Raw genomic sequence first — 20,890 nt, 5'->3', positions numbered from 1 at the left:
TCAGCGTGGCTTGGTTGCTTTGGGCGATTTAGTGCTGCCGGGGATGTGCAGGTAAGCCATGACGCTTTCGGTCAACTCGGTCGCCAGTTTGACGGCTTCCTTGTTGCGCGCCATCACCCCTGCGACCAACCCTTCGATCAAGGCGAGTACGGCGATGTTGGAACTGGTCATGACCGGGTGATCGGCCGGGGCGAACAGGACGTGATCGGCAACGCTGGTCAGCGGCGACGCAGGCGAATCGGTGATTGCCAGCACCTTGGCCCCGCGCTCATGGGCGAAACGGGCGAGTTGCAGGGTGTCGAGCGAGTAACGCGGCAGGGCAATCGCCAGCAGGACGTCCTGGTCGGTAATGGCGGCCAGACGGTAAGCGGCGTTTTCGTTACCGCCCTCCATGCTGATCGCGGTGGCGTCCGCACAGAACGGCATCAGCGTCGAGGCGGCGAGGCCGGCAAAGTAGACGCTGTTGCCAAACCCCAGAATGTAGATTTTGCGTGCGTTGATCAGGCTGGTGACGAACGCTTCAAACGTGTCTTCATGGTTGTTGGTCGCCGCCGTCGCCAGGTTACTGGTGGCGCTCTGGATTTGTTCCTGCAGCCCAAACGCGCCGTCGGGGCGATGCGCCAGTTCGTTGCGCAGCTTGTCGACGGGCGAGACCATTTGCTGCAACGTCGCCACCAGCTCGGCCTTCATGCCGGTGTAGCCGCCGAGGTTCAGGGCTTTGGCCAGGCGGTTTACCGCTGCGGGTGAGGTGGACGTGACGTGAGCCATCTCTTCAATGGTCAGCGTCGCCGCCTTCAGCGGGTGGCGCAGAATGAAGTCGGCCACCTTGCGCAGTGACGGTGGCAATTCGGAAACGGTTTCCGCCAGTTTGCGCATGACCGGCGCGGCATAGACCGTGGTGTCTTTCGATGGGGTCGGCATATCCGGCTCAACATTTCCTGAGAATTAGAGAAGGCCTGGCATGAGGTTGGCGCGAGTGTATCCGAAGCCGACCCTCGACGTGCAGCGCAAGGGCGAGGGTCGGTGATGCAAACGCGCGGATTACTTCAAGCTGCCGGCCAAAAACTGTTGCAGCCGTTCGGACTGTGGTTTTACCAGCACCTCACGTGGGTCACCGCGCTCTTCGACCAAGCCCTTATGCAGGAACACCAGTTGATTGGAGACTTCCCGGGCAAAACCCATTTCGTGGGTCACCACCACCATGGTGCGGCCTTCCTGAGCGAGGTCCTGCATGACCTTCAGCACTTCGCCGACCAGCTCGGGGTCGAGTGCCGACGTCGGTTCATCAAACAGCATCACTTCCGGTTCCATGGCCAACGCACGTGCGATCGCCACGCGCTGCTGCTCGCCACCCGACATATGCGCCGGCCACGCGTTCATGCGGTGCGCCACGCCGACTTTGTTCAAGTAATGTTCGGCCTTTTCCCGCGCTTCTTTCTTGCCCAGCCCCTGCACATGCACCGGGGCTTCCATGACGTTTTCAAGGGCACTCATGTGCGACCAGAGATTGAAGTGCTGAAACACCATCGACAGTCGCGAACGCATGCGCTGCAACTGCCGGGGTTCGGCAGCCTTCAGGCCACCGAGTTTGTTGTTCACCAGTTTGAGCTGCTCGCCATTGAGCACGATATTGCCCGCGTTCGGCTGTTCCAGCAGGTTGATGCAGCGCAGGAAGGTGCTTTTGCCTGAGCCGCTGGAACCGATGATGCTGATGACGTCGCCCGCTTTCGCTTCCAGGGATACGCCCTTGAGCACTTCGTGGGTGCCGTAGCTTTTGTGCAGGTTCTGGATTTCAAGTTTGTACATTCTGTTCACTCTCTGGTGTCAGTCGCTGAGTAAGCGGCCCTGGCGAATCAGGCGGGTGCCGGCGACTTTGGCCAGCCACAAACCGGGTTGGGCAAAACGCAGACGTTCGCGGGCATAAAGGATGCCGTCGGTGCTGGCGCGCACGATGCTGTGGCGATCGTTCAGCGGATCAAGCACTTCAAACAGTGGATCGCCAACCTTGACCCGGGCGCCCAGCGGTTGCAGGAAACTCACCACACCAGGGTGCGGCGCGTAGGCGTATTGCGTCCCGGCGAATGGCGTTGCTTCACAAGCGGATATCGGGGCCTGGGGCCAGTCACCGCTGATCAGGCCTTGTTCGGCGAGATAGCCGAGAATGGCCTCGGCGCTGTCGACACATTGCTCGCGCTCGGTGTCGGCCATGCCACGCAATTCGATGGTCGTGGCCACGCACGCCATCGGGATGGCCGCTTCGGGAAACAGCTCGGCCAGGCGTAACCAAGGAATCGCACAGGCTTCATCGAAGGCGCTGCCGCCAGCATCTTCGGCCAGCAGGGCGGCACCGGCGCCCAGGCGTGCGGCCAATGAGCGCAAGCGTGGCCAGTGTTGTGGCATGGCATAAAGCAGCATGATCGACTCGAAGTCGCAGTGCAGGTCCAGCACCACGTCGGCGTCACACGCATGCCGCAACAGCAGGCGACGCAGGCCATCGAGTTCCGAAGTGGCTGGCGGTATGTCGGCGAGGACATCGGCCATGGCGCGACGGATCAGCGCGGTGTTGACGTCGGCGTCGGTGCCCAGTTGGCCTTTCACCAATGCGGCCACGGCTTCGGTCAACTCGGGAAAATCACGATTGAAATTCTTGCCGCTGGAGAACTCGAAGCGACCTTGGTGGGTAGCCTGGAACATCTGGGCGATGCCGATGGGGTTGGACATCGGCACCAACTCGACGACCCCGTTCAGGCGACCTTGATCTTCCAGCACTCGCAGACGACGTTTGAGTTCCACCGCCACGCGCATCCCCGGCAACTCGTCGGCATGCAGGGAGGCCTGGATGTAAGCCTTGCGCGGCCCGCTGCCAAAGCGAAACAGTGACAGGCGCCGCTCGGTGCCCGAAGCACTCCACGGCAACAGGTATTCAATGTGCTCCATAACAGCTCCTTAATGCTTGCGCGGTGCCAGGTATGCCAGCCAGCGGCGCTCGGCCAACTTGAACAGACGAACCAGGATGAAGGTCAGGGCCAGGTAGATAAGGCCGGCAGTGATGAACGCCTCGAACGGCAGGTAGAACCGCGAACTGACTGTTCGCGCGGCCCCGGTGATATCCACCAGCGTGACGATCGACGCCAGGCTGGTGGTCTGCAGCATCATCAGCACTTCGTTGCTGTACTGCGGCAGCGCCCGGCGCAAGGCCGACGGCAGCAGAATGCGGCGGTACAACGTCACGCGCGACATGCCCATGGCTTTGGCCGCTTCGATCTCGCCGTGAGCCGTGGCCTTCAAACTGCCGGCCAATAACTCTGCGCTGTAGGCACTGGTGTTGATCGCGAAGGCCAGGCACGCGCAAAAGGTGGCACTGGACAGGTAGGGCCAGAGCGCGCTTTGGCGTACCGATTCGAACTGCGCCAGGCCGTAATAGATCAGGAACAACTGCACCAGCATGGGCGTGCCGCGGATCACGTAGGTGTAAAGCCAGGCCGGAAAGTTGATCAGCGGCGATCGAGACACCCGCATCAACGCCAGCGGAACGGCCAGGACCAGGCCGAATGCCAGGGAAATCAGCAGCACTTTCAGCGTCACCAGGATGCCGTTGAAATACAGCGGCAGGTTTTCCCAGATCAGGTTGTAGTCGAGCATCATTGGTTGCTCCCCATCACAGTTCGGCGGCTTTGATGCCGACCGAGTAGTGTTTTTCCAGATAGCGCAGCACCAGCAATGACAGGCTGGTCAGCATCAGATAGAGCGCCGCTACCGCGAGAAAAAAGGTAAACGGCTGGTGGGTGGCGTCCGCAGCGTTCTTGGCTTTGAACATCATGTCCTGCAAGCCGATGACCGATATCAGCGCGGTGGATTTGGTCAGCACCAGCCAGTTGTTGGTGAAGCCGGGAAGGGCGAAACGAATCATCTGCGGCACCAGAATTCGCCAGAACACTTGCGTGCCCCTCATGCCATAAGCGGCACCAGCCTCGGCCTGGCCTTTAGGGATCGCCATAAAGGCGCCGCGAAAGGTCTCCGACAGGTAGGCACCAAAAATGAAACCCATGGTGCAGACACCGGCGATAAAGGGATTGATATCGATATAGCGGGTGTAACCGAGCGCAAGAGCGACGCGGTTCACCAGATCCTGGCCGCCGTAGAAAATCAGCAGGATCAACACCAGGTCGGGAATGCCCCGAATCAGGGTGGTATAACTTTCGCCCAGCATCGCCAGCCATTTCAGTGGCGACAAACGAAAGGCCGCTCCCAGCAGACCCAATGCTATCGCCATGGCCATGGAAGTCAGGGCCAGGTTAACGGTCAGCCAGGCGCCATCGAGAATGCTCGATCCGTAGCCGTGAAGCATGATGAAGTTCCTCAAGCGAGCGCGGTGAGGCGCGCAAACAAGCCCAAAGCGACGCCTGCCCGGGGGCCGGCGCCAGAGTGGCGGGTGAAGGCTTATTCGCCGTAGATATCGAACGCGAAGTACTTGCTCATCACTTGCTGGTACTTGCCATTTTCGCGGATGGCGTCAATGGCGGCACTCAGGCGGGCAACGTTGGCACTGTCACCTTTACGCACCGCGATCCCGGCGCCCCGACCGAAATATTTCGGGTCGTTGATGTCCGGCCCCACCAGGGCGAAATCCTTGCCCGCCGCGGTTTTGATAAAGCTTTCATTGGTGTTGACGATGTCGGCCAGCGTCGCGTCCAGACGGCCCGACGCCAGGTCCAGGAACGCCTCATTCTGCGAGGAATAGCGCACCACCTCGATCCCGCGTTCCGCCAGTTGTTCGGTGGCGAAACGGTCGTAAGTCGAGGCGCGTTGCACGCCGACTTTCTTGCCTTTGAGATCAATCAGCGGGTCGTTGATCACGTTGCCGGCCTTCATCGCGAACTTGCCCGGCGTGTGGTAGTACTTTTTGCTGAAGTCGACCGACTTCATCCGGTCTTCGGTAATCGACATCGACGACAGCACGGCGTCGATCTTGCGCACCTTGAGTGACGGGATCATGCCGTCGAATTCCTGGATGACCCACTCGCATTTGATCTTCATTTCTTCGCACAGGGCGTTGCCGATGTCGTAGTCGAAACCGCTGACGTTGCCCTCCGGTGTCTTGAAGGAGAAGGGAGGGTAAGCGGCTTCGATACCGATACGCAGGCTGTCTTCGTCGGCATGCGCCAGGAAGCTTGTTGCGCACAGTGCCATGGCGCCTAGAAGTGCTCTTTTGTTCATTTTGTTGACTCCTTGAAGGGGCGTTTGGGTGGTTCGGGTAGAAGCCGTCCGATCTGGCGATGTCGCAGTCCCTGAAATGTGTGCAGCTATAATTGACACGTTTTATTTCATATTGCAACTGTGTGAAAATAAACGTATCAATACGAGATGCACAAATTCTCGGCGTGCATGACTCCGAAACCGCTGTGTAGTGAGGGCCGTCAGTCACCCGTCGGAGGAGGGGGAGCGGGGGTGATCTACACTCTTGATGGCTGAGAAAAATGCCAGGAGGTTTTCATGAACAGGTTGTCTTGCATTGGCCTGTGTCTCGCGCTGTCGGTTGTCGCTACTCAGAGTCGGGCAGAAACGGTTGTGCCGATGAAAGGGCAGAACTCGCAACAGACACAGCTGGATATCAATGAGTGCCACAACGTGGCCGCCAGTCAGAGTTCATCGACGCAGCCAACATCCGGTGGCCGCCTGAAAGGCGCGGCGGTCGGTGCCGCTGCAGGAGCCGCTGGAGCTCAGGTTCGCGGGCGCCAGCACGACGAGTTTTATGACCGCGTCGATGACGATGTAAAGCAGGATTATCGGCAGAATCGCGCCAAAGAGACGGCAGCGGCAGGCGCGGTGGTCGGTGGCTCGCGTCAACGCCAGGAGCGCCGGGCGCAGCAGAAAACCGCCGCTTCGACCAGCTCGACGGCCTATACCAGTTGCCTGCAAGGTAAGGGGTATCAGGTCAATCCCTGAGCGTGTTTTGGCGGTCGCTGATCCAGCAGATACACCATCAGGCAGGCATACAGCGTCACCAGAATGAACAGTCCCATGCGCACGGCGAACGCGGTGTAGACGTCCTTGCCTGCGATGCTGTCCTGCACCGACTGGCCCAGCAGAATGATCATCGTGATCAGGCTGTTGAGCCAGAACCCCGGGGTTAAACTTGTCGGGCTCAGCGCGTAGAGCTTGCGCGCAATGATCAGACCGAACAGCAGCATCCACAGAAAAAACATCCAGAGGTGCACAAACAGGCTGAGTGCACTCCAGAACAGCACCGCCAACACGCCGGCGAGCAGGGTCGAACCGACCAGTTCGCGACCGGCGTTGCGGGCTGTGGTGGAACTCTGCTGACCCAGGCCGACCGCCTTCAGGATGATCGGCAGATAGCTTGCCGGATCGATCAATGCCAGTAAAAACGCCGGCAGCACAATCAGGGTTGCACGCAGCGCCACGCGACTGACTTCTTCGGCCGGCATCGGCGGCGCGACCGGCGGCGACGGTGCGTTGGCAGGTTCAGGAAACAGCCAATGACTCAGCCCGACCACCATCACGGCCAGCAGTAATCCTTTGACCAGCGCCCCGATGACCGTCGCCGCGAGGTCGAACTCGGCAACGCCGGCCGAGGAAATCATGGTCAGGCCGATCACCAGGAACGTGACGATCAAATTGTTGCCGCCGCGCAGCCCAAAACGAAACACCATAAACAGGCACACGCCGATCAACAGTACGCCGCTGACCGGGTAATAACGCAGGATCGGAATCAGCAACAGGCCGACACCGGTGGTCAACATTGCGATCAGCGCGAGCGCCAGTCCAGCCTTAAACGGCAGCGCACGATTGACGCTGGCGAGCAACAACAACGCCAGCACCGGCGCGATGAACGGAATCGGCAATCCCAAACCGAAGCTGGCCGCCAGACACATCGCGGTGCCGGTGGCCAGGCGCAATGCGCGCTGCTCCCGGGGCGTGCGCTCAGTAGGCATACGACAGCCAGCTCATCAGGCCCACAAACAAGCGGCCGAGTGGATTCAACGGATTGCCCTCGGTGGGGAACGCCATGACTTCAGCCTGACCGCCGGTACGAATGGCGCGACTGTCTTGCAGTTTGGCCATCGACTCTTTGGAAAATTCGATGATCACTGGAAAGCGTTGCGCCGGGCGCAGCCAGTCACGGCTGTTCTGCACAGTGGGCAACGTACCGGGTGGCGGCGTCTGACCGACACTGACGCCGTAACCGACACTGCGCACGCGCCCGTCGAATACCTCGCCCGGCAGCGCATCCAGAACGATTGCCACCGGCGTATCGACCCTGACCCGGCCGAGGTTATTTTCGGTCATGTCAGCGCTGATCCAGACATCGTGGATCGCGATCAGTGTCATCACCGGAGTGCCAACGGCAGCGAACTGCCCGGCATCAGTGCGCAGGTCGGTGATCAACCCGGCCGACCGCGCACGAATCTGCGTATTGGCCAGATCCAGTTCGGCTTTCGACAACGCGGTGGCTGCGCTGCGCAGCAAGGCGTTCTCTTCCTCGCTGCCACCTTCCTGCTCACGCGCGCGCTGGACTTCGGCACGCGCAGCGGCGACCTGGCTGACCGCTTGTTCGCGGTTGGCCCGAGACACTTCGAGCAGGCGCACGGAAATGGTCCCGGGGTCGTCGCGGTACAAACCTTCAAGGCGCTGATTGTCCTGGCGAGCCTTGAGTTCGTTGGCTTGCGCAGCGCGCAAATTGGCCTGGGCCGAGGCAATGCCGGCGGTACTGGCGCCGATCTGGCGACGTGTCGACTCAAGGTCTGCGCGCGCACGGTCGACGGCGATCTGATAAGGCTGAGGATCGACCTCGAACAGCACGTCTCCCGCCTTCACGTCCTGATTGTTGCGCACGTTGACGCGAATGACCCGACCGGCCACTTCCGCGGCCACCGGAATGACAAAGGCACCGACCCGAGCCTGTTGCGTATAAGGCGTGTATCGGTCGGCCAACAGATACCAGGCCAGGCTCAGGAGGATCAACAGCAGCACCCACTTGAGCCCTTTTTTCGCCGGGTCGGCAGGCGGTTCAGGCGCCTTGGGGGAGGGCGCCTCAGGGGAGGGTTGCGCGGCATCACTCATGGTCCGTTACCTTTTTTGGCGGCTGCGGGCTCATCCAGTAAATCGCCCCAGTCCGTGCGTTTTTTCATATCCTGGCGGGTGGCCGGATCAACGATCGGCTGGGCGCTGTACCAACCGCCGCCCAGCGCCTTATACAGCGCGATCACATTGCTCACGGCATTGCTGCGGCTGACCAGGTAATTGTCCTGTTGCTCCAGCAATGCGCGTTGCGCGTCCAGCACCCGCTGAAAGTCGGAATAGCCTTCGCGATACTGGGCGCTCGCCAGCACCAACGAACGTTTGGCGGCGACTTCAGCCTCACGCAGGATGCTTTCGCGCTCCAGGGATTTGATCAGCCCATTGGCGGCGTCATCTGCCTCGCGAGCCGCCTGGCGAACCTTGTCGCGGTAAGCCTCGATCAACTGCTGCAACCGCGCATCCTGCACGCGCACGTTGTTGCTGATCTGGCCATGGTCGAACAGGTTCCAGCGCAGGCTGGGACCACCGATCAGGTCCAGACTTCTCGAGGTGCCATTGAGCGTGTCGGCCGACCAGACGATGCTGCCCAATAAGGTCAGCGACGGGTAGAAATCGCTTTCGGCCACACCGATCAAGGCCGACTGGGCCGCGACATTCAGTTCAGCAGCGCGTACATCGGGGCGTCGCAGCAGCAGATTGGCCGGGACGTCCTGCAGCACGGCGCGGTCGACCAGCGGGATCAGTCCTTCATTGTCCATGAGTTGCGGTAGCGCACCGGGCGGCTGGCCAATCAACACCGCCAACGCATTGCGCGTGCGCAGCAACTGATCCTCGAAGCTGGGGATGGTGCTCAGGGTGCCCAGGTATTGTGTCCTGGCTTGCTGCAAGTCGAGTTCGGCTTGTTGGCCGCTGTTGAACAGCTTTTCGGTGATCTCGAAATTACGCTTTTGCTGTTTGGCGTTTTCCCTTGCAACCCGCAAGCGTGCCTCGGTGGTGCGCAACAAGAAGTACGTATCCGCCAGCTGCGCGCGCAGCAGCACGAGCACGTCTTCATAGTTGGCATGGGCGGCGAAGTAACTGGCATCGGCCGACTCGATCGCTCGGCTGAAACGCCCCCAGAAGTCCAGTTCCCAGCCAATGTCGAACCCGGCACTGTGCTGCCAGAAATGGCTGTCCTGAGGATTGTTCCCGCCGGATTGTCGGCGGTTGAAGTACAGACTGTCGGCGCTGGCTTGCTGCAGTTGCGGATAGCGTCCGCTTTGGGCAATCCCCAATTGCGCACGAGCCTCCATGACCCGTAGACCAGCGATTTTCAGATCCGAATTGTTCGTATCCGCTTCGGCAATCAGACGATCGAGGACGGGATCACCGAAGACTTGCCACCACTGACGCAAATCCGGGTTCAGGCTGCGTTGACTGGATTGCTCAAGGGCAGGGGAGCTCCAGTGCTCGATCCACGTGGGCTTCGGCGACTGAAAATCCGGCCCCAGACGTACGCAGCCACTCAAGCCGAGCACACCCAGCAGCAACAGTTGTCCCGATCGCGTCAGATGCATGCATGTTTTCCAGCCAAGGAAGTTCACAGGAGCATAGACGTCCAAATGATCAACTGACTGCTAAGCTGTCCAAACATCTGACCCTTTTAACAGGTACGACAGCCATGAATGCACCCCATACCGCTGGATGGCGATTCAAACTGGGCATCGCGATCATTTGTCTGATGCTCGGCTCCTGGCTGTTGGTGCCGATCATGGCGGCAACCGACATGCCGGGTTCCAAGATCGCCGCGCTGACCGGCGTCCTGTTTATCAGTAACAAAGTGCTGTTGATTATCGTCATTGCTGTCATGGGCAAGGCGGGGTTTCAGCAGCTTAAAAGCACTGTATTTGGCTACGTGTCTAAACTGGCACCGGCAACCGACACCGAAGTTGGGCCATGGCGTCATTGGATCGGTGTCGTGATGTTTTGTCTGCCGCTGATTTCGGCATTTCTGGAACCCTATGTCGACAGTATCTGGCCTGGACTCAGGCCCAACATCTGGCAGCTCCAGGCGTTGGGCGACTTGATGTTGATCGGCAGCTTTTTCGTACTGGGGGGAAACTTCTGGGAAAAAGTGCGCGCATTGTTCATTCGAACCGCGCGAGTGGTGAACACCAGTGCAGTGTGATTATTGATTAACTTAACTAAAGGGCTATTTAGTATAGCTATTTGCCATCATGGCATTCGGAGCAGCCATTGCAGCTAAACAGTGAAGCACTCGTGACCGCGCTTAACCTTGAACCGCATGTCGAGGGTGGCTACTACCGAAGAACCTATCAGGCTGATCAACAGCCTTTGGTCGAGACGATTGGTGGTCCACGTTACACGATGAGCTCCATCTATTACCTGTTGACCACAGATTCGCCCGTCGGCCAGTTTCACCTGAACCGATCCGACATCATGCATTACTACCACCTGGGCGACGCCATTGAGTACAACCTGATTTTCCCGGACGGCACATTAAAAACTGTCGTGATGGGCAGCGACGTTTTGGCCGGAGAATGTTTGCAGCTGCATGTACCAGGCGGCATCTGGAAAGCTTCGCGGTTGATGAAGGGATCGACGGGATTCGGTTTGATCAGTGAAGCGGTAACACCAGAGTTTCATTTTGCGGACATGGAAATGGGCGACAGGAAAAAGCTCAGTGAAGAATTTCCAGAGCATGGAGGGTTGATTGAGCAACTGACGAGAGATTGAGGATCGAGGGGGAATCAGTGCTTCAAAATCTGCGTGCAACCGGGCTGATCCCGAAACACATTGTTACGTGTAATGTATATTATGTTAAATAATGTGTCTGGATGGAACTTCTTCCAAGGGCTTCTCAGCGAACTTCGCCTACGGGCATCGAAGGACTCTATAGATCTCAGAAACTACCTGCATCGTTGCGTCTTCGATCGTTCCTTCATTACGGCATAAAACCCAGCCGTGATCTGCAATTGCTCGCTCGAACGATTTGGTACAAGCGACATGTTCTTCCAGCTTATGGATCACAGTACTGCTCAGCCCACGCTGTCGTGCCGCTGCTCTCGCCCATGAAATATCAGGCGCGGTGACAACCCCGACATGCAGGTCTGGCACTTGCACGTTTCGATCAATGTTCAACTGTAGAATTTCTGCAAACGGGACTGTCCGGCGAAACGCGGCTTCAGACGGGTACCAGCGATCGATCAAGATGATGCTGCCTGGTGGCTGTTTAGTCAGCACGTGCCGGGAAATCCAGGTACGGCTATCAGCAAAGCGCTCACAAACCGCCAACTCCAAATCCCGGGTGGGATTTCTGACGAGCTTGTTAACAAGGGCCATTGTTTCCCCCCTAAAGGGATCGCTTTTTTTCTCGCAAAGTCGGATCACCTTCTTGTTGTCTGCCCTCAGTACTTTCGTAACGGCCTCCAACAGCGTGGTTTTGCCGGTCCCCTTGGGCCCATCCAGAGATATAAACAGCGAACGATTCATTCTTCACATAACGATTGATATACGGTTTTTTGGCCCGGTTCGTTCGCTGGAACCGCTTGGCGCGACTACGCAAATCGAGTGGAGGGTTCTTATGAACAGAGATTGATGAACACTTTAACCCGGTTTCCGGCTAACGGGTCTCAGAATCCAGGGGGCCAGCCGCTTATGAACACCGCAAGCAAGTCGCTCCCAAAAGGCATCGCTCGCAATCTGTGCAAGCGTCAACAAAGCGTTACTTTTTTGAAACACTTCACAACCGTAGATCAGTAAAACCTGATTTTTGACACTCTCCCGATATGCGGTCACAACTTTTGCACTCCGCTGGGTCCTAACACGGTGGTCGTCGATGGAATATTGGCGTCTAGCGAGGTTCTTACCCGATACGGAGATAAGCTAATGATTTTCAATGTGCAAAATTATGGCGCCAAAGGAGATGGCATCACAGACGACACGGCAGCGATACAAAGTGCGATTGATGCGGCCGCCGCTGCAGGCGGTGGGCAGGTGTATATGCCGACCGGGACATATATTGTTTCGGGAGGTGAAGAACCCTCCGACGGCTGCCTGATGCTCAAGAGCAACGTCTATCTGTACGGCGACGGCATGGGCGATACGACCGTTAAGGTGGCTGACGGCTCCGACACCAAAATCACGGGGGTCATCCGCTCGGCCTATGGCGAAGAAACCCATGACTTTGGCGTCAGCAACCTCACTATCGACGGTAACCGCGACAACACCACCGGCAAGATCGACGGCTGGTTCAATGGCTACATTCCCGGTCAGGAAGGTTACGACTCCAACGTCACCCTCGACAGCGTCGAGATCAAGGATTGCTCCGGGTACGGTTTCGACCCCCACGAGCAGACCGTCAACATGGTCATCAAGAACAGTGTGTCCCACGGCAATGGCCTGGACGGCTTCGTTGCGGACTTTCTCAGCGACAGCACCTTCGAAAACAACGTCGCCTACGACAATGACCGCCACGGTTTCAACGTCGTCACCAGCACCCACGACTTTACCCTCAGCAACAACGTTGCCTACAACAATGGCGGAAGTGGCATCGTGGTGCAGCGCGGCAGCGAGGACATCCCCTCCCCCAGCAACATCACCATCACCGGTGGTGAGGTGTACGGCAACGGCGCTGAAGGCGTGCTGGTCAAGCTGTCCAGCGATGTAACCGTCAGTGGTGTCGATATTCACGACAACGCCAGCGCCGGGATCCGCATCTACGGCAGTAACCATGTCGAGATCATCGACAACACACTCAACAACAACTCTCTGGGCGCCCCCGTACCGGAAATCATCATCCAGTCCTACGACGACACGCTGGGCGTGTCCGGCAAGTACTTCAACGGCAGCGACAACACAATCCAGGGCAACATCATCAGCGGCAGCAACCTGTCGACCTACGGTGTTGCAGAGCGCAATGAAGACGGCACCGATCGCAACGCCATCATCGGCAACACCATCAGCCATACCAGCAAAGGCGCCACACTGGTCTATGGTGACGGCAGTTACGTAAACGCCACGGTGCCCATGACTACCGTGCAAGGCACGGCTGGCAACGACACTCTGCTGGGCAGCGCGGCCAGCGAAATTTTCTATGGTGCAGCAGGCAACGACACTATCAATGGCGGGGCCGGTGGCGACATTCTAGTGGGCGGTGCGGGCATCGACAAACTCACCGGCGGCACGGGTGCCGATACGTTTCGTTTCGTCGCCCAGTCCGACAGTTACCGCAACGCAACCGCAAGCTTCGATGACACCATCACCGACTTCGACGTCACCCAGGACAAGATCGACCTCGCCGGCCTCGGTTTCACCGGCCTGGGCAATGGCCGTGGTGGCACCTTGCAGGTCAGCTACAGCGCTGGCAACGACCGCACCTACATCAAGGACTACGATGCCGACGTCAGCGGCAATCGCTTCGAGTTGATTCTGTCGGGCAACCTGGCGAGCACCCTTACCGCCAGCAACTTCATTTTCAATCGGGTGGTCACCGGCACTAGCGGCAGCGATTCGCTGTTGGGTAGCGATTCGGCCGACACCCTGCTCGGTCTGGCGGGCAACGACAGCCTCAGCGGCGGTGCAGGCGACGACAAAATTGACGGCGGCGCCGGCATGGATACCCTTACCGGTGGCGCCGGGGCGGACACCTTTGTGTTCTCCAACCGCCTGGACAGTTACCGCAACTACAACACCGGCGGCGCCAACCTTGGCGACCTGATCACTGACTTCAATATCGCCGCCGATAAGATCGATCTCTCGGCCATGGGTTTCACCGGCCTGGGTGACGGCAAAAACAACACCGTGTACCTGGTGCTCAACACTGCCGGTACCAAGACTTACATCAAAACCCTGACCGCCGACGCCAATGGCAACCGTTTCGAGGTAGCGCTGGACGGCAATTATCTCGACAAGCTGACCAGCGCCAATTTTGTCTTTGCCACTTCGCCAACGGTCAACCACGCGCCGGTGGTGGCAACGGGGTTGCTGGATCAGAGCGCCACCGAAAACACCCCGTTCAGCTACGTCGTGCCGGCCACCAGTTTTACCGATGCGGATAACGACAGCCTCAGCTACACCGCCCAACTGGCCGATGGCAGCGCCCTGCCCGGTTGGCTGACCTTCGACACCGCTACCCGTAGTTTCAGCGGCACGCCCAACGACACGGCATCGGGTAATTACTCCATCAAGGTCACTGCATCCGATGGCAGCAACGCAACCGTCAGCGACAGTTTTACGCTGGCTGTACAGGACGTACCCGCCGCACCCACTGTGATCAATGGCACACCGAACAACGACACGCTGACGGGCACCGCTGCCAACGAACAACTGTTCGGTGGCGCTGGTAACGACACCCTTAATGGCGGCGCCGGCAACGATATCCTGGTCGGCGGCACCGGCGCGGACAAACTCACCGGCGGCGCGGGCGCCGATGTATTCCGCTACACCTCAAAACTCGACAGCTACCGCACCGCTTCCACCAGCGCCAGTGACCAGATCCTCGATTTCGACGTGACCGCCGACAAAATCGATGTCTCGGCGCTCGGCTACACGGCCTTGGGCAATGGCCTGAACGGCACGCTGCAAGTGACCTACAGCGCTTCGAGCAACCGCACCTACCTCAAGGATCTCACCGCCGACGCCAATGGCAACCGTTTCGAAGTGTCGCTGGCGGGCAACCTGGTGAACAGCCTGACGGCCAATCATTTTGTCTTCGCGGACCAGAACACTCCCAGCAATGTTGCGCCGGTGGTGGCCATCCCCCTTCTCGACCAGAACGCCACCGAAAGTTCGCCGTTCAACTACACCGTAACCCACGACAGTTTCACCGACGCCAACCAGGATGTGCTGACCTACACTGCGACCCTCGCCGACGGCAGCGCCCTGCCCGCTTGGCTGAGTTTCAACGCCACCAGCCTGGCGTTCTCCGGCACGCCGATCAGCACGGCGTCGGGCAATTACAACGTCCTGGTCAAGGCCACCGATCCTTCTGGTGCGTCGGTCAGCGACAGCTTCGCCCTGGTGGTGGCCGATGCGCCCGCCAACACCATCACTGGCAGCAACAACGCCGAAAGCCTCAACGGCACGGCGGGCGCCGACCTGATCCTCGGCCTCGGTGGCAACGACACCATCAAGGCCGGCACTGGCGCGGACATCGTCGACGGCGGCGGCGGACGCGATTCGCTGTACGGCGGCGACGGGGCCGACGCCTTCCGCTACACCGACGTACTCGACAGTTACCGCGACTACGACGCCGGTGGTGTCACGGCGACCGACACGGTCTACGACTTCACCGCGGGCGTCGACAAGATCGACGTTTCAGCGCTGGGTATTCTCGGCCTCGGCGATGGCAGCAATGGCACGCTGTACATGACTCTCAACGCGGCCGGCGACAAGACCTACATCAAATCCGCCGAGGCCGACGCCGATGGCAATCGCTTTGAAATCGCCCTCAACGGCAACTACCTCAACACCCTGACCGCCAGTGATTTCGTGTTCGGCGAGCGCGCCCAGCAAGACATCCTCTACCTGCCCACTCTCGGCCAATCCAATGCGCGCCTTTTGCGCATGACGGAGGACGACGATGAATCCGGCACCTCGATGCTGGTAAAAGACCTGGACCGCTACACCCCCTATGACGTGCGCAGCCAGTTCACCGACGCCGATGGCAATGGCATCGACATCGCGGTGGGTGGCAGCACGGTCAATGGCCTGTCGACCTTGGGCGCCGAGGAACTCAAGTTGTGCTGGTGGCTGACCGACACTAACCAACCCGGGCCTGCACTGTTGCGTGCCGTGGCGTTGCTGCAGGACCAGCTCACCGAACTCAAATCCATCGATAACGTCACCATGGGCATCATCTGGGGCCAGGGCGAGGAAGCCGCTCAGGAGATTGGCCGCTCCACGGACAAAGCCGCAGCAGCATCGGCCTACAAGGCCGCGACCCTGAATGTGTTTGATTACCTGCATGCCCAGTTCGGCAACTTCAGCGTGTACATGATGGAAACCGGTCACTACGAGCAGGACGCTGCGCGTGCCCGTGGTTATTCGGAAGAGAAGATTGCCTCAATCGTTGCGGGGGTTGGCTATGTCCGCGCCACCCAGGAGGCCATCGCCGCCGAGCGCGCCGACGTCAAGCTGGCGGTGGACTACACCGACCTGCCCTTGCGCTACGAAGTCGATCCGCTGGTCTATCCCGATGACGTCTGGCACCTGCACGAGGAATCAGCGGAAATCGTTGGCCAACGCCTGGCCGATTACATTGCCAATGACCTGGGCTTCCAGGGCAATCCCACCGACAACAACAGCGTGCAGGCCATTTTCGACAACGCTCAGAACCAGGGCGGGATGATTGCCGGCACTGATCAAGCGGATACCTTGGTGGGCAGCTCGGGCAACGACACACTGGATGGCGACTTGGGCGCCGACACAATGACCGGTGGCGATGGCAACGACATCTACGTGGTCGATAACGCGTTCGACAGTGTGGAGGAAACCAACACCTCGACCGCGCAGATTGATACCGTGCAGGCCTCGGTCAGCTGGACGCTGGGCGCCAATCTCGAGAATCTGGTGCTCACCGGCGTGTCGGAAATCGACGGCACCGGCAATGAGCGGCGTAACTTCATCACCGGCAATGCTGCCGACAACGTGCTCGATGGTGCCGCAGGGGCCGACAGCATGAGCGGTGGCGATGGTGACGACACCTACTATGTCGACAATGTCGACGACACCGCGATCGAGACCAACAGCAATGCGGTGCCTGGAGGAGTCGACAACGTGCACAGCAGCCTGGCGGCCTATACCCTCGGCAGCAACGTCGAGAATCTGTATGTCGATAGCGCTGGAGCCGCCAATGGGACAGGCAATGCGCTGGACAACACGCTGTTCGCCGGTGCCGGCAACAATGTGCTGGACGGACGCGATGGCAACGACACAGTGTCCTTCGAGCGGGCCCTGGCGGGCGTTACTGTAAACCTATCAACGTCCGCACAACAAAACACCGCGGGGTCGGGGCTCGACACCTTGAAATTCCTCGAAAACGTGACGGGAAGCGCCAACGCCGACAGTCTGTCGGGCAACAGCGCCGCGAATATCCTGAACGGTGGTGCCGGTAACGACACCCTGGTGGGTGGTTCGGGCGATGACCGACTGATCGGCGGCGCAGGCACCGACAACCTCACCGGCGGCACTGGCGCGGACACCTACGCGTTTGGAGCGCTGTCGGACATGGGCGTCGGGGCTTTACGCGATGTGATTAGCGGTTTCAAGACCACTGAGGGTGATCATCTGGATTTCACCAGCCTGGACGCCAACCCGCTGACCGCCACCGTCGACGCATTCATGTTCATTGGCAGCAACGCCTTCGACCCCACCAACGCCACTGGCCAACTACGCTTTGCCGACGGCATCCTCTCCGGCAGCGTCAACGCCGACGTCACCCCCGAGTTCGAATTCGAGATGGTGGGCGTCAAGGAGCTGCAGGCCAGCGATTTCACAGCCTGACCTGATGTGAGGGAGCCTGCTCGCGATAGCGGTCGGTCAATCAGCTTCCATGCTGAACGTACCGCCGTCATCGCGAGCAGGCTCGCACCCGCAGGTTTTTTTCGGTGCCTGAAAATCAAAGACCAACACAGACTGATGTGGCGAGGGGATTTATCCCCTCGCCACAATTCACCACGGCCAGTCGCGCTGCCAGCGCAGGACTGGCTTCACGCTCATTCCTCTTTGAAGGCCGCAAGCAAGCGCTCACGCAAAGGTTTCATCAGGTAATTCATCAAGGTGCGTTCCCCCGTCACCACCGTGACATCGGCGAGCATGCCGGGGCGCACCAGCAGACCAGCGGCCTGCAGCGAGGCGACGGTGTCGGCGGGAATTTCAACCTTGGCGGAAAAGTACGGCTGGTGCGTCTGTTCATTGATCAACTGGTCCGCCGACACCGTAGTCACAGTGCCGGTGACCGTCGGCGTATCCACCCGTTGCAGGGCAGTGAAATGCACATGCACCGGCAAACCCGGGCGTAGCTTATTGGCCATCAGCGGCTCGAAACGCGCGGTGATCGCCATCGGCGCATCCAGCGGTACCACCTGCATCAGGGTTTGGCCAGCCTGCGCAACGCCCCCGACCGTGTGAATGCTCACGTCCATGACCTGTCCGGATACCGGCGCACGGATCGCGCCGTTGTCGACTTCAAACTGCAAGGCATGAATCTGATCGGCATAACCGGCCGCCTCGGCAGAGACTTCGCTGAGCTGCGTTTCGGCATCGCGGCGAAATTCCTGCTGCGCCTGCAAGGCCTTGAGCCGGCTTTCGCTGATCGCCTGGCGGGTCCTGCCAACATCGCCCACTCCGGAGGAAATCTGTCCAGCCAATTGGGCTGCATTGCGCTCGGCCTCGAGCAGTTTGTTACGCGGAATGTAACCTTCACGGGCAAGATTGCGCAGGCCTTCCAGCTCCTGTTGCTGGAAGTGCATCTGCGCGTCGTAGTTGCGCTTGACGCCCTCGTAGCCGAGCAATTGCTGCTGCAAGGCCGCGGCTTCGTGTTCGATGATCTGCAAACGGCTGCCCAGTTCTGCACGGCGGGTCAGAAACAGCTGGCTCTGTAAGGCCATGGCGGCCTTGACCCGCGGCTCGTCGGCACGCTCCAGCAGTTCAACGGGCCATTGGATCTCGGCTGAACCCAGGCGCTCGGCGATCAACCGCGCCTCGACGCTACGATCATTGAGCAACTTGCCCAAAGTCACGTCCCGTTGCGCCTGCGCCTGCACCGTATTGAGCTGGACCAGCAACTGTCCCTGGGTGACGCGCTCGCCATCGCTGACCAGCAGCTTTTCTACCACCCCACCGACCAACGACTGCACAGCCTTGCGTTCGCCCGCCACCACCACGGTGCCGCTGCCCACGACACCCTGGTCGAGTGGCGCCAGACAGGCCCAGAGCAGGAAACCGCCCAGTGTCAGGACCAGGAAACCCACACCATAGCGTGCCGCGCCCCCGGCGTCGGTGCTGGCGCGTGGCTGCACTGTGGTGCCGCGCGCACTCAGCCCATGCTCGCTGTACGTTTGTGCCTCTGGGGTCAGATCACGCATCTCCGCCAGCCTCCCTGACCGCGGCCGGTCTTGGCCCCGGTCTCAATGCCTTGAGCAACCGATCCCTTGGACCGAATGCATGTTGAGTACCGTCCTTGAGCACCAGGATGTGATCAACCACTGCCAGCACATTCGGCCGGTGGGTAATCAGCACCACGGTGCTGCCAGTAGCCTTGAGCGCATTGATGGCCTGCACCAGCGCCACCTCTCCGGCTTCATCGAGATTGGAGTTGGGTTCATCGAGCACGATCAGCGAAGGGTGCCCATAGAGCGCGCGAGCCAGGCCGAGGCGTTGCTTTTGTCCACCGGACAAGCCAAGCCCTCCGGGGCCCAGCGGCGTATCGTAACCCTTGGGGAATTTGAGGATCATCTCGTGAATGCCGGCGTGACACCCTGCGGCGATGATCTTGTCGGCGTCCTGCTCGCCGAAGCGGGCAATGTTGTCGGCCACACTGCCGTCGAACAGCTCGATGTCCTGCGGCAGGTATCCAAGGTGCGGGCCCAGGGCGTCGTGGGACCATTGACTGATCTCGGCGTCGTCCAGGCGCACCGACCCGCCCATGGCCGGCCATACCCCGACCAGCGCTTTGGCCAGCGTTGATTTACCACTGGCGCTGGGGCCAACGACGGCGAGCACATCACCTTTGGTCAGGCTGAAATTGATGCCCCTCAGGATCGGTTGCGAGGCGCCGGGCGGGCCGACATACACCTGATCCAGGCGCAGCGCGCCGGTGGGCGGTGGCAACGGCATGCGCAGGCGCTCGCGCGGTTGCTGAGCAAGCAGTTGGCTCAGGCGCTGGTAACTCTGGCGTCCAGAGTTGAATTGCTTCCACGAACCAATGGCGATTTCCACGGGAGCCAGGGCACGCCCCAGCAGCAGCGACATCGCAATCATCATGCCCGCAGACAATTGGCCTTCCAGTACCAGCAGCGCCCCCAGGCCCAGGGCCAGCGACTGTCCGGAGATGCGCACGAAGCGGGTCGTCGCGGTGATACGCGCGCCGCGGTCGCTGGCATGGGACTGGGCGGCAATGATGCGTTGCTGCAGCAGACTCCAGCGCTGGCGCAACGGCCCGAGCATGCCCAGAGCCCGGATGACTTCGGCATTTTGTAGCGTGCTGTTTACATAGATCGACGACTGCACGCCCAGGCGATTGGCTTCGTCCAGGCGTGTGCGCGTCGCTAACTCGCCCCACAGCGCCAGGCCGATCAGTACCAGCGCGAGAACCAGCGTCAGCACGCCGAACCAAGGATGAAAGATGAACGCCACCAGCACGAAGATGGGCAACCACGGTGCATCCAGCAAGGCGATCAGGCCCTGGCCGGTGATTAACTGCCGTAGCGTCGCCAGATCGGTGAGCACCTGCGCCGGGTTCGCGTTGTGCTCACGCAGGCTGCGGGCGAAGGCGGCATCGAAAATCCGCTCGCCCAGGGCTTCGTCCAGCCCGGCGCTCATGCGAATCATCACCTCGCCGCGTGCCCACTCGATCAGGGCGCTGAACATGAACAGTCCCAGGGCGATCAAGGTGAGCATGAATAAGGTGGTTTCGTTGCGACTGGTCAGGACCCGGTCGTACACCTGCATCATGTAGAGCGACGGCACCAGCACCAGCAGGTTGATCACACCACTGAACAGCGCCAACGACCAGAACACACGGCGATAGCTTAATAACGCGGCATCAATGTCATGCCGTGGATCGAGAAGCAAACCCATAGAGTGTCGCCCGCAAAAGGAATAGTCGGTCCAAGACGCAATCCAT

Annotated in this window: 16 protein-coding genes; 4 read left to right on the top strand and 12 right to left on the bottom strand. The window is 59.9% G+C overall.

Annotation, left to right across the window (positions count from 1 at the left end; all coding sequences use genetic code 11):
* The 6 genes from IB246_RS03410 to IB246_RS03385 all read right to left on the bottom strand — a co-directional run bounded on the left by IB246_RS03410 (window position 1) and on the right by IB246_RS03385 (window position 5,217).
* Window positions 1-921 (bottom strand): MurR/RpiR family transcriptional regulator, encoded by a 921-nt coding sequence (locus tag IB246_RS03410; protein WP_008041565.1) that lies wholly within the window; start codon window positions 919-921, stop codon window positions 1-3.
* A 120-nt stretch (window positions 922-1,041) separates the two neighbouring features.
* The gene (locus tag IB246_RS03405; RefSeq protein WP_008026415.1) at window positions 1,042-1,806 is read right to left on the bottom strand and encodes an ABC transporter ATP-binding protein; all 765 of its coding nucleotides are present in this window, start codon (window positions 1,804-1,806) and stop codon (window positions 1,042-1,044) included.
* A gap of 18 nt (window positions 1,807-1,824) precedes the next feature.
* Window positions 1,825-2,937 carry a succinylglutamate desuccinylase/aspartoacylase family protein gene (locus IB246_RS03400; RefSeq protein WP_008041554.1) on the bottom strand — a complete coding sequence of 371 codons (1,113 nt, stop codon included), beginning with the start codon at window positions 2,935-2,937 and terminating at the stop codon, window positions 1,825-1,827.
* A gap of 9 nt (window positions 2,938-2,946) precedes the next feature.
* The gene (locus IB246_RS03395; protein ID WP_008026413.1) at window positions 2,947-3,645 is read right to left on the bottom strand and encodes an ABC transporter permease; all 699 of its coding nucleotides are present in this window, start codon (window positions 3,643-3,645) and stop codon (window positions 2,947-2,949) included.
* 13 nt (window positions 3,646-3,658) lie between these two features.
* Window positions 3,659-4,348, bottom strand: a complete 690-nt coding sequence (locus tag IB246_RS03390) for an ABC transporter permease (RefSeq protein WP_008041551.1) — start codon at window positions 4,346-4,348, stop codon at window positions 3,659-3,661.
* A 92-nt stretch (window positions 4,349-4,440) separates the two neighbouring features.
* The gene (locus tag IB246_RS03385) at window positions 4,441-5,217 is read right to left on the bottom strand and encodes an ABC transporter substrate-binding protein (protein WP_008026411.1); all 777 of its coding nucleotides are present in this window, start codon (window positions 5,215-5,217) and stop codon (window positions 4,441-4,443) included.
* A 276-nt stretch (window positions 5,218-5,493) separates the two neighbouring features.
* Here IB246_RS03385 and IB246_RS03380 point away from each other — a divergent pair, with 276 nt between their 5' ends.
* The gene (locus tag IB246_RS03380; RefSeq protein WP_008026410.1) at window positions 5,494-5,946 is read left to right on the top strand and encodes a YMGG-like glycine zipper-containing protein; all 453 of its coding nucleotides are present in this window, start codon (window positions 5,494-5,496) and stop codon (window positions 5,944-5,946) included.
* Here the strand turns inward: IB246_RS03380 and IB246_RS03375 are convergent.
* The 3 genes from IB246_RS03375 to IB246_RS03365 are packed head-to-tail and all read right to left on the bottom strand — an operon-like array spanning window position 5,931 to window position 9,599.
* Window positions 5,931-6,956, bottom strand: a complete 1,026-nt coding sequence (locus IB246_RS03375; protein ID WP_008041548.1) for a DUF2955 domain-containing protein — start codon at window positions 6,954-6,956, stop codon at window positions 5,931-5,933. The two genes, IB246_RS03380 and IB246_RS03375, sit on opposite strands and share 16 nt — an antisense overlap.
* A complete protein-coding gene (locus IB246_RS03370; RefSeq protein WP_008041547.1) occupies window positions 6,946-8,085 on the bottom strand; it encodes an HlyD family secretion protein in 1,140 nt (379 codons plus the stop codon). Before IB246_RS03370 ends, IB246_RS03375 begins: the two co-directional genes overlap by 11 nt.
* On the bottom strand, window positions 8,082-9,599 hold the full coding sequence (locus IB246_RS03365; protein WP_008041545.1) for an efflux transporter outer membrane subunit: 1,518 nt from the start codon (window positions 9,597-9,599) through the stop codon (window positions 8,082-8,084). The genes IB246_RS03370 and IB246_RS03365 overlap by 4 nt, the downstream gene beginning before the upstream one ends.
* A 104-nt stretch (window positions 9,600-9,703) precedes the next feature.
* On the opposite strand from IB246_RS03365, the gene IB246_RS03360 reads away from it, so the two are divergent.
* Together IB246_RS03360 and IB246_RS03355 are read left to right on the top strand one after the other, a co-directional pair.
* Window positions 9,704-10,210: a transporter suffix domain-containing protein gene (locus IB246_RS03360; RefSeq protein ID WP_008041543.1), complete on the top strand. Its 507-nt coding sequence runs from the start codon at window positions 9,704-9,706 to the stop codon at window positions 10,208-10,210.
* 68 nt (window positions 10,211-10,278) lie between these two features.
* The gene (locus tag IB246_RS03355; RefSeq protein ID WP_008041541.1) at window positions 10,279-10,779 is read left to right on the top strand and encodes a cupin domain-containing protein; all 501 of its coding nucleotides are present in this window, start codon (window positions 10,279-10,281) and stop codon (window positions 10,777-10,779) included.
* Between the two features lie 138 nt (window positions 10,780-10,917).
* On the opposite strand, the gene IB246_RS03350 is transcribed toward IB246_RS03355, so the two are convergent.
* On the bottom strand, window positions 10,918-11,535 hold the full coding sequence (locus IB246_RS03350; protein ID WP_008041540.1) for a dTMP kinase: 618 nt from the start codon (window positions 11,533-11,535) through the stop codon (window positions 10,918-10,920).
* A gap of 396 nt (window positions 11,536-11,931) precedes the next feature.
* Here IB246_RS03350 and IB246_RS03345 point away from each other — a divergent pair, with 396 nt between their 5' ends.
* Window positions 11,932-17,547, top strand: coding sequence for a putative Ig domain-containing protein (locus tag IB246_RS03345; protein ID WP_008041539.1), 5,616 nt, complete (start codon window positions 11,932-11,934; stop codon window positions 17,545-17,547).
* A gap of 212 nt (window positions 17,548-17,759) precedes the next feature.
* Here IB246_RS03345 and IB246_RS03340 read toward each other — a convergent pair whose 3' ends face one another.
* Window positions 17,760-19,130 (bottom strand): HlyD family type I secretion periplasmic adaptor subunit, encoded by a 1,371-nt coding sequence (locus IB246_RS03340; protein WP_008041538.1) that lies wholly within the window; start codon window positions 19,128-19,130, stop codon window positions 17,760-17,762.
* Window positions 19,123-20,844, bottom strand: coding sequence for a type I secretion system permease/ATPase (locus tag IB246_RS03335; protein WP_008041537.1), 1,722 nt, complete (start codon window positions 20,842-20,844; stop codon window positions 19,123-19,125). Before IB246_RS03335 ends, IB246_RS03340 begins: the two co-directional genes overlap by 8 nt.
* Window positions 20,845-20,890: the final 46 nt, after the last annotated feature.

It is taken from the genome of Pseudomonas sp. PDM01 (assembly GCF_014852325.1).
Taxonomy (GTDB): domain Bacteria; phylum Pseudomonadota; class Gammaproteobacteria; order Pseudomonadales; family Pseudomonadaceae; genus Aquipseudomonas; species Aquipseudomonas migulae.
This window is presented reverse-complemented; position numbering and strand designations above follow the sequence as displayed.